Source organism: Amycolatopsis sp. La24, assembly GCF_029087445.1.
In the GTDB taxonomy this organism is placed as follows: domain Bacteria; phylum Actinomycetota; class Actinomycetes; order Mycobacteriales; family Pseudonocardiaceae; genus Amycolatopsis; species Amycolatopsis nivea.
On sequence record NZ_JARACH010000122.1, the window covers coordinates 1 to 7992 of the forward strand.

The 7992-nt window shown below is 68.9% G+C and carries 8 protein-coding genes; 5 read left to right on the plus strand and 3 right to left on the minus strand.

The window, feature by feature from the left end:
* The first annotated feature begins 343 nt into the window (after positions 1-343).
* A complete protein-coding gene (locus PUT80_RS45720; RefSeq protein ID WP_275295869.1) occupies positions 344-1339 on the plus strand; it encodes an LLM class flavin-dependent oxidoreductase in 996 nt (331 codons plus the stop codon).
* On the opposite strand, the gene PUT80_RS45725 is transcribed toward PUT80_RS45720, so the two are convergent.
* Entirely contained in the window at positions 1336-1992 is a 657-nt protein-coding gene (locus tag PUT80_RS45725) for a maleylpyruvate isomerase N-terminal domain-containing protein (RefSeq protein ID WP_275295870.1), read from the minus strand. The genes PUT80_RS45720 and PUT80_RS45725 overlap by 4 nt on opposite strands.
* Before the next feature lie 40 nt (positions 1993-2032).
* Positions 2033-3625, minus strand: coding sequence for a helix-turn-helix domain-containing protein (locus PUT80_RS45730; RefSeq protein WP_275295871.1), 1593 nt, complete (start codon positions 3623-3625; stop codon positions 2033-2035).
* A gap of 117 nt (positions 3626-3742) precedes the next feature.
* Here PUT80_RS45730 and pruA point away from each other — a divergent pair, with 117 nt between their 5' ends.
* Together pruA and PUT80_RS45740 are read left to right on the plus strand one after the other, a co-directional pair.
* Positions 3743-5371: an L-glutamate gamma-semialdehyde dehydrogenase gene (gene pruA, locus PUT80_RS45735; RefSeq protein WP_043838313.1), complete on the plus strand. Its 1629-nt coding sequence runs from the start codon at positions 3743-3745 to the stop codon at positions 5369-5371.
* A gap of 15 nt (positions 5372-5386) precedes the next feature.
* Positions 5387-6316 (plus strand): proline dehydrogenase family protein, encoded by a 930-nt coding sequence (locus PUT80_RS45740; protein ID WP_037819034.1) that lies wholly within the window; start codon positions 5387-5389, stop codon positions 6314-6316.
* A 75-nt stretch (positions 6317-6391) separates the two neighbouring features.
* Here the strand turns inward: PUT80_RS45740 and trxA are convergent, their stop codons facing one another.
* Complete coding sequence (trxA, locus tag PUT80_RS45745; RefSeq protein ID WP_009075676.1) at positions 6392-6763, minus strand: thioredoxin; 372 nt, start codon at positions 6761-6763, stop codon at positions 6392-6394.
* A gap of 87 nt (positions 6764-6850) precedes the next feature.
* Between trxA and PUT80_RS45750 the strand changes: the two genes are divergently transcribed.
* Both PUT80_RS45750 and PUT80_RS45755 read left to right on the plus strand, forming a co-directional pair.
* A complete protein-coding gene (locus tag PUT80_RS45750) occupies positions 6851-7090 on the plus strand; it encodes a DUF2630 family protein (RefSeq protein ID WP_037819206.1) in 240 nt (79 codons plus the stop codon).
* Positions 7091-7157: 67 nt separating this feature from the next.
* Positions 7158-7745, plus strand: coding sequence for a TetR/AcrR family transcriptional regulator (locus PUT80_RS45755; RefSeq protein WP_275295872.1), 588 nt, complete (start codon positions 7158-7160; stop codon positions 7743-7745).
* Positions 7746-7992: the final 247 nt, after the last annotated feature.

The window sequence follows — 7992 nt, forward strand, 5'->3', positions numbered from 1 at the left end:
GTCGGTGGGTGCTTGTCAAGGCGGGAAAGATGCCTTGACAAGCACCCACCGACCGCAGATGAGCTTCGTATCGGGGTTGGGGGAGGGGCTGGGTGCCTCGCTCGGTGGGTGCATCGGCTGCGGTTTGGGTGGAGGCGGGGCTTGCGCCCCAATGTGGCATTGGGTGCATGGGACGCACCCAATGTGGCGTTCGGTGCATCTGACGCACCCAATGCCGCATTGGGTGCGTGTTCCGGCGGCGGTGGGGTCGTGAGGGGAACCCTGAGGGAATCAGAGTCAATGAGGGTGGCCCTCACGGGCGGTCGTGGGGGCGGGGAATTCGCGCTGTCCGGATGGCGTTGCCGTGGGCGTGGACGTTCCGATTTCCGTGCTGGACCGGTCGCCCGTGCGGCGAGGGCGGGGGACCGCGCAGGCGATCCGGGACACTGTCGCGTTCGCGCGTGACATCGAAGCTCTCGGCTATCACCGGTTCTGGGTTTCCGAACACCATGGCGTGCCTGGGGTCGCCGGGTCTTCGCCTGCGGTGCTCGCGTCCGCCGTTGCGTCTGCGACCTCGCGTATCCGGGTCGGGTCCGGGGGCGTGATGTTGCCCAATCATCGGCCGCTCGTGGTTGCTGAGCAGTTCGGGATTTTGGAGTCCTTGTTTCCCGGGCGGATCGATCTCGGGATCGGGCGTTCGGTCGGGTTTATCGAGCCGGTGCGGCGTGCGCTTGGCCAGGGCAAGGACGCGGCCGACGGCTTCGACGGGCAGGTTCGCGAGCTTCTCGCGTTCTTCCGGGGCGAGCACGACGGGGTGCACGCAATCCCGGCCGAGGGGTTGTCGGTGCCGGTGTTCTTGCTTGCGACTGGTGCGGGGGCGGATCTCGCGGCTGGGCTCGGGTTGCCGCTGGTGATCGCTCCGGCGCATGGGCAGCGTGCGATGGTCGAGGCGATTTCGCGGTACCGCGAAACATTCCGGTCCGATGTGGACGATCCCTATGTCGTCGTGTCGACAGCGGTCGCGGTGGCGGACACCGCGGAGGAGGCTCGGCGGCTGCTGGTGCCCGAGGCATGGTCCACTGTGTACTCGCGCAGCCATGGCGTTTTCCCGCCGCTTTCGCCTGCGGACGAGATTTTGGCGCTGCCGATGACCGACCGTGAACGCCGTCGTCTCGACGACACCTTGGCCGGGCAGATCAGTGGCACCCCGGACGAGGTCGGCGCACGTCTCGCGGATTTGGTCGAGTCGACCGGGGCGGACGAGTTGCTCGTCAGCACCAGCACTTACGACCCGGCGGCGCGGGTCGAATCGTTTGCCGCGCTTGCTGAGTTGACTGCGGCGGAACGGCTTTCGGTCTAGCCGAGGACGATCGGCAGCTTCTCCGTCAGCGACCCCAGCGCCGCTTTTTCCTCGTCGGTCGCGGCACGGCGACCGGTCGCTACCAGGAGTGCGGCTTGGTCGTCCAGTGCTGCCGGAAGTGGCGAACCCAGGGCGGTTTCGACGGTTCGCCGGGTCGCTGCCAGGCAGTCTGCGTCTGGACCGTCCACTCCGGACAGATGCATGACGAGGTCCAGGTGGTGCAACGTCGCTTCCACGACGTAGGTCTCGAAATAGTCCGCGACCGTGAGCACGTAGTCGCGGGTCTCGACCTTCGACGCCGGGTCCGCGAGCGCGGCGGCGCGTCCGGCTGCCTGGGCGAGGTCGTCGAAGTGGTGCGCCAGCCAGGCGGTGGAGCCGTAGCTGAGCGCCGAGCGGCGGGTGAACAGGCCTTCTTCGTCCATGCCGGTCGGCAGGTCGGTGCCGAGTTCCCAGTATTGCGCGGCGGTGTGCGTCGGCTCGCCTTCGGCGGGGGTCGCGAGCGTGATCAGGATGTCCTGCGCGTCGATGACCAGGTGGAACACCAGATCCTGCACCAGCCAGCCGGTGCATCCCGACGGGGCCAGCCACTGCCCGCCTTCAAGCGATTTCACGGCGTTCTGAAGTGCGTTCCAGGAGCGGAAGAAGAGGTCCACGACGGCACTTTAGCGATCACGAACCCCCGCGGCATCCGATTTACAGCCGCAGCAACAGTTCAGTGAGCAGCCGCTGAGCCGGATCAGTCAGGTCGATCCCGGACACTTCCGACGCTCGCCGCACCCGGTAGCGCACGGTGTTCGGGTGGATGTTCAGCGAGCGCGCGGCCGTGCGGACGTCGCCGAAAGCGTTCAGATACGCCAGCACCGCGGGGATCAGGATGTCACCGTGGTCGGCGTCGTGGGCACGCAGTTGCGCGAGCCGCGGATCGCGCAACCGGGGCTGATCTCCCAAGTAGGCCAACACTTCCGACAGCAACACGTCCGCCCGGACGTCAGCCAGCGACGCGACGTCGGACGGCCAATGACCGCGCGTCATCGCCATCAGCACCCGATCGGCGTCGCCGCGCGACAATGCTGCGTCCGACAGTCTCGGCACGACCCCGCCGAGCGCGGCGCGGACCGGGGCGTCGAGGTGTTTCCGCGCCGCACCAACGATTTCCTTCGCCAACGCCAGCACTGGCGCATCCGAGTGTTCCGGCAGATCCGGGAGCAACGCGTACACCCGGCCGCCGAGCACGCTCACGAGCGCGGTCCGCCGATAGGCCGCGGTGTGCACGGCGATCAGGTGCACCAATTCGGCCCGGCGCAGCAACCGGTCCGAAGCGGCGGTCGACTGCTGCCGCGAGAGCGTGAACGCCAAAACCTGTGCTGGACGCGCCGGATCGGCCCCGATGTCGTCTGCGACCGACTCGGCGTCGACGCGTCCTTCCAGCAATCCGGCGAGCAAATCCTCGCGCAGCCGAAGTTGCGGATCGGGCAGGGTTCGGGCGCGGATCAGTTGCGGGGCAAGGGTTCTGCTCGCGCCGAGCAGCGCAACCTCGGCTTGTTCGGTCAGCGGTTGCGCGCCTTCCTGGACCCAGATCGTGCCGAGCGGCTGCGATCCGGCGTGGATCCCGGCGGCGATGCGGCGGCGGATTCCCAGCTCCGGGCGCTCGTCCACGCGCACGATTCCTTCGCCGGCCCGCAATCGCTGGTAGACGCCCCATTCGCGGAGGATCGCGAGGTACCGTTCCGGTCCTTCGCGGCCCAAGATCGACAACCGCCGCAGCTCGTCGACCTCGTCGCCGGCTCGTGAATACGCCAGGACGCGGCTCGCGGTGTCCTCGATGCTGACCAGGCCGCCGGTGAGCGTCGCGACCGTCTGGGCCAGCGCGAACAGGTCGCCGAGCACCTCGCCGGTCTCCGCTTCGCCGCCCGCGCGGGCCGCGTCGACGACCCCGCGCGCCAGCGCCTCGACCTGCTCCCACCGCGCCTCCGCGCCGACCGTGAGCAGCGCGACGCCAGCGTCCGCCGCGACGTCGGTGCCCCCTTCGCCCTTCACCGCCACCGCGGCCGCTCCGGCGCGTCCGGCCGCCCGGATCGCCGCCGCTGCCGACCGGCCGCGCGCGCCGATCACCAGGACCAGGTCGCCGGGGTGCGTTTCGGGCGGGTCCTCGGGGTCGAGGATCACCACGTCCTGCACCGGAACGCCCAGTCCGCGCGGCGCGACGAGCACCCGCACGAGCGGTTCGCCGAGCGTCGCGAGCACGTGCCGCAGCGAGGTGCCGGCGAACGGTTCGGCGGCCGTCATCGCGTAGGCCGATCGGACAAAACCATATGGTCGATTCTAGCCGCTTGAACAAACCCCTGAACGCCGCGCAGCGTTATCTTTCGGGCATCCGACGAGTAAGCCAACGAGGGAGCCGCCGTGGACGCCGTGACCCAGACCCCCGCCCCGAAGAACGAGCCGGTGCTGACGTACGCGCCGGGCAGCGCCGAGCGCGCCGAGCTGGAGGGTGCGCTAAAGAAACTGGGTCAGGCCGGTCCCGTCGACCTGACGGTCACCGTCGGCGGCGAGCAGCGCGCGGGCGGCGGCGAGAAGATCGACGTTGTCCAGCCGCACAACCACGGCCACGTCCTCGGCACCATCCAGAGCGCCACGAAGCAGGACGCGACCGACGCGATCGCTGCCGCCGCGAAGGCCGCTCCGGAGTGGCGCGCGCTGTCCTACGACGACCGTGCGGCGATCCTGCTGCGCGCCGCTGACCTGCTGAGCGGCCCGTGGCGCTCGACGCTGAACGCGGCAACCATGCTCGGTCAGTCGAAGACCGCGACGCAGGCCGAGATCGACTCCGCGTGCGAGCTCGCCGACTTCTGGCGCTTCAACGTCGCCTTCGGCCGCAGCATCCTCGACCAGCAGCCGGTCAGCTCGCCGGGCGTGTGGAACCGGATGGAGCACCGTCCGCTCGAGGGCTTCGTGTACGCGATCACGCCCTTCAACTTCACCGCCATCGCCGGCAACCTGCCCACCGCGCCCGCCCTGATGGGCAACACCGTGCTGTGGAAGCCGTCGCCGACGCAGAGCTTCGCCGCGCACCTGACCATGCGGCTGCTCGAAGAGGCCGGCATGCCGCCGGGCGTGATCAACCTGCTGCCGGGCGACGGCAAGGCCGTCTCCGAGGTCGCGCTGACGCACCGCGACCTTGCGGGCATCCACTTCACCGGCTCGACGGCGACCTTCCAGCACCTGTGGGGCACTGTCGGCGCGAACATTGCCGGCTACCGCAGCTACCCGCGTCTCGTCGGCGAGACCGGCGGCAAGGACTTCGTGCTCGCGCACCCGTCGGCCGACATCGACGTGCTTCGCACCGCGCTTGTCCGTGGCGCCTTCGAGTACCAGGGCCAGAAGTGCTCCGCCGCTTCGCGTGCGTACGTGCCGCGCAGCGTCTGGGAGCAGCTGAAGGACGGCCTTGCGTCCGAAACCGCCGCGCTCTCGTACGGCGACGTCACCGACCTGTCGCACTTCGGTGGCGCGGTGATCGACCGTCGGGCCTTCGACAAGCACGCCTCGCTCTTCGAGCGCGTTAAGAACGACAGCGAGGTCGAGATCCTCGTCGGCGGCACTGCGGACGACAGCGTCGGCTATTTCGTGCAGCCGACCGTTCTCGTGTCGACGAACCCGAAGCACGAGATCTTCAGCACCGAGTACTTCGGCCCGATCCTGTCGGTCTACGTGTACGAAGACGCTGACTTCGACGCCGTGCTGCAGCTGGTCGACGAGACCGCTTCGTACGCCCTCACTGGCGCCGTCATCGCGAACGACCGCACGGCCGTCGCGAAGGCTTCGCAGGCGCTGCGGTTCGCCGCGGGCAACTTCTACGTCAACGACAAGCCGACCGGCGCGGTCGTCGGCCAGCAGCCGTTCGGCGGGGCGCGCGCCTCGGGCACGAACGACAAGGCCGGTTCGGTCTTCAACCTGCTCCGCTGGACGAGCCCGCGCTCGATCAAGGAGACGTTTGTGCCGCCGACCTCCGTGCGCTACCCGCACCAGGGCTGAGAAGGAGACACCGTCATGCTGCGTGCCCCGTTGCTCGCCGCCGCTCGTTCGCAGCGGATGCGTGCGCTCGTCGAAGCGGTACCGGTCACCCGGTCCGTAGTGCGCCGGTTCGTGTCCGGCTCGGCTACCGCCGACGCCGTGCGCGCCGCACGGGAACTGGCCGCCGACGGCCGGAAGATCACTATCGACCACCTCGGCGAAGACACCACCGACGCCGCACAGGCCACTGCCACCGTGCAGGCGTACGAGGAGTTGCTGACGGCGCTGTCCGAGCAGGGCCTCGCCAAGGGCGCGGACGTCTCGGTGAAGCTGTCCGCGGTCGGGCAGTTCCTGCCGGGCGACGGCGAGGACGTCGCGCTCGAGAACGCGCGGAAGATCTGCGCGGCGGCCGAAGCGGTCGGCGCGACGGTGACGCTCGACATGGAGGACCACACCACCACGGACTCGACGCTCGGCATCCTCCGCGAGCTGCGCGCCGAGTACCCGTGGGTGGGCGCGGTGCTGCAGGCCTACCTGCACCGCACCGAGCAGGACTGCCGCGAGCTGTCCGGTCCCGGATCGCGCGTGCGGCTGTGCAAGGGCGCTTACGCCGAGCCGGAGTCGGTGGCGTTCCAGGACAAGTCCGAAGTGGACAAGTCCTACGTGCGCTGCCTGCGCGTGCTGATGGAGGGCAAGGGCTACCCGATGGTGGCCTCGCACGACCCGCGGATGATCGCGATCGCGGGCAAGCTCGCCGCCGACGCCGGCCGCACGTCCGGCGACCACGAGTACCAGATGCTGTACGGCATCCGGCCCGAGGAGCAGAAGCGACTCGCGGCCGAAGGCGAGACGATGCGCGTGTACGTGCCCTGCGGCGACGAGTGGTACGGCTACTTCATGCGCAGGCTGGCCGAGCGTCCGGCGAACCTCGCGTTCTTCCTGCGCGGGCTCGTCACCCGGTCCTGAAACGCTGCGAAGGCCCGGCACCCTGGTGGGTGCCGGGCCTTCGTGTTTCCCTGGGTTGCGCCTGTGGCAGCGGGCTCAGGCCTGCTCGGCTTCTTGCGCGGCGGCTGCCTTGCGCACCTCGTCCATGTCGACCTCGCGGGCCTGGCGGATGAGGTCCTCCAGCGCGGCTTCCGGAAGGGCGCCGGGCTGGGAGTAGATGAGGGTCTTGTCGCGGATCACGGCGAGCGTCGGGATCGAGCGGATGTTGAACGCCGCGGCGAGCTGCTGCTCGGCTTCGGTGTCCACCTTCGTGAAGGTGATGTCGCTGTGCTTTTCCGACGCCTTCTCGAACACCGGCGCGAACTGGCGGCACGGGCCGCACCAGCTTGCCCAGAAGTCGATCAGCACGAACTCGTTGTCGGTCACGGTCTGGTCGAAGTTGTCCGCGGTCAGTTCCACTGTGCTCATGGGTGGTCCAACGAACGAACCGGGTGGGGAATTCCCCGGGGCGCGGTAGCGTCCTGGTGGGTGTCCGACGCTTCCTTGGAGGTTGATGTGGCTGACGGGATCTTGGGACGGATCGACGAGCTGATCGCGCAGGAGAAGGAACTGCGCGACCGGGCGATCGGGGTCGGGCTGTCCTCGGACGACCGGGAGCGGCTCCGCCGGGCCGAAGAGGAGCTCGACCAGTGCTGGGACCTGCTGCGGCAGCGCCGCGCCAGGGTCGAGTTCGACGACGATCCGGACGAGGCTTCGGTCCGGTCGGTGGGCGAGGTCGAGGGATACCGGCAGTAGATCTTGCCAAAAGCTAACGGTTAGCTTTTGGTAACCGGTCGCATTTTGTGACTGATAGCATCCGCGGATGACTGAGCCGTCCGGGCGGCGCGAGCGCAAGAAGGCTGCGACCCGCCAGAAGATCGCCGACACCGCGCTCCGGCTGTTCCTCGAGCGCGGGTACGACGAGGTGGGTATCCGGGACATCGCGGCCGAGGCCGACGTCGCCGTGACCACGGTCTTTTCGCATTTCGCCTCGAAGGAAGCGCTGGTCTTCGAGCAGGACTCCAACTTCGAGGAAAGCCTGCGCGGCGCGGTCGAGCGGCGGTCGTCGGCGGAGGCGCTGATCCCGGCGCTGCGGGACGAGATCCGGGCGCTGGTGCGGCATTGCACCGCGGACAGCGTCGCGCCGGTCTGGCGGATGATCGACGGGTCGCCCGCGCTGCGGGAGTACGAGGAATCGATGCGGCTGCGGCACGCGGAGTCGCTGGCCGCGGCGATGGCGGCTGACCCCGGTCTCGAGCGGACTCCGACGGCGTGCCGGGCGATCGCGCGGTTCGTGGTCGACGCCTACTCGGTGGCTCGCGAGGCGGCTGACCCGGAGGCCGCGGTGGACGAGGTTTTCCGGATGATCGAGGCGGCCTGGGCGGCTGCCAGTCCTGCTGTGTCCCGTTAGGACCGTCTCCCGCGCGTTGCTGAGTTTTGGCTGCGAGTGGCGGAATTCGGTGCGCTGTCGGCGTTTTCGGCACTCCCGGTGAAAATCTCGGTCCCGTGTGGGTGAGCGGATCCCACCGGGTGTCATCTCGCAGGACATGGGTGACGGTTCTGCATCAGGAGATCGGTGACAGTTCGGGCGGGGTTGGTGGTGACACTTTTGCCGTGAGGCTCGGGCGGTGGCTGTCAGTGAACCCATCGATCCTCGT

Excerpts from the sequence above, each read along its gene's own strand:
- PUT80_RS45755 (WP_275295872.1), top strand. The coding sequence starts at position 7,158 with ATGACTGAGCCGTCCGGGCGGCGCGAGCGCAAGAAGGCTGCGACCCGC.
- PUT80_RS45730 (WP_275295871.1), bottom strand. The coding sequence starts at position 3,625 with ATGACGGCCGCCGAACCGTTCGCCGGCACCTCGCTGCGGCACGTGCTC.
- PUT80_RS45740 (WP_037819034.1), top strand. The coding sequence starts at position 5,387 with ATGCTGCGTGCCCCGTTGCTCGCCGCCGCTCGTTCGCAGCGGATGCGT.
- trxA (WP_009075676.1), bottom strand. The coding sequence starts at position 6,763 with ATGAGCACAGTGGAACTGACCGCGGACAACTTCGACCAGACCGTGACC.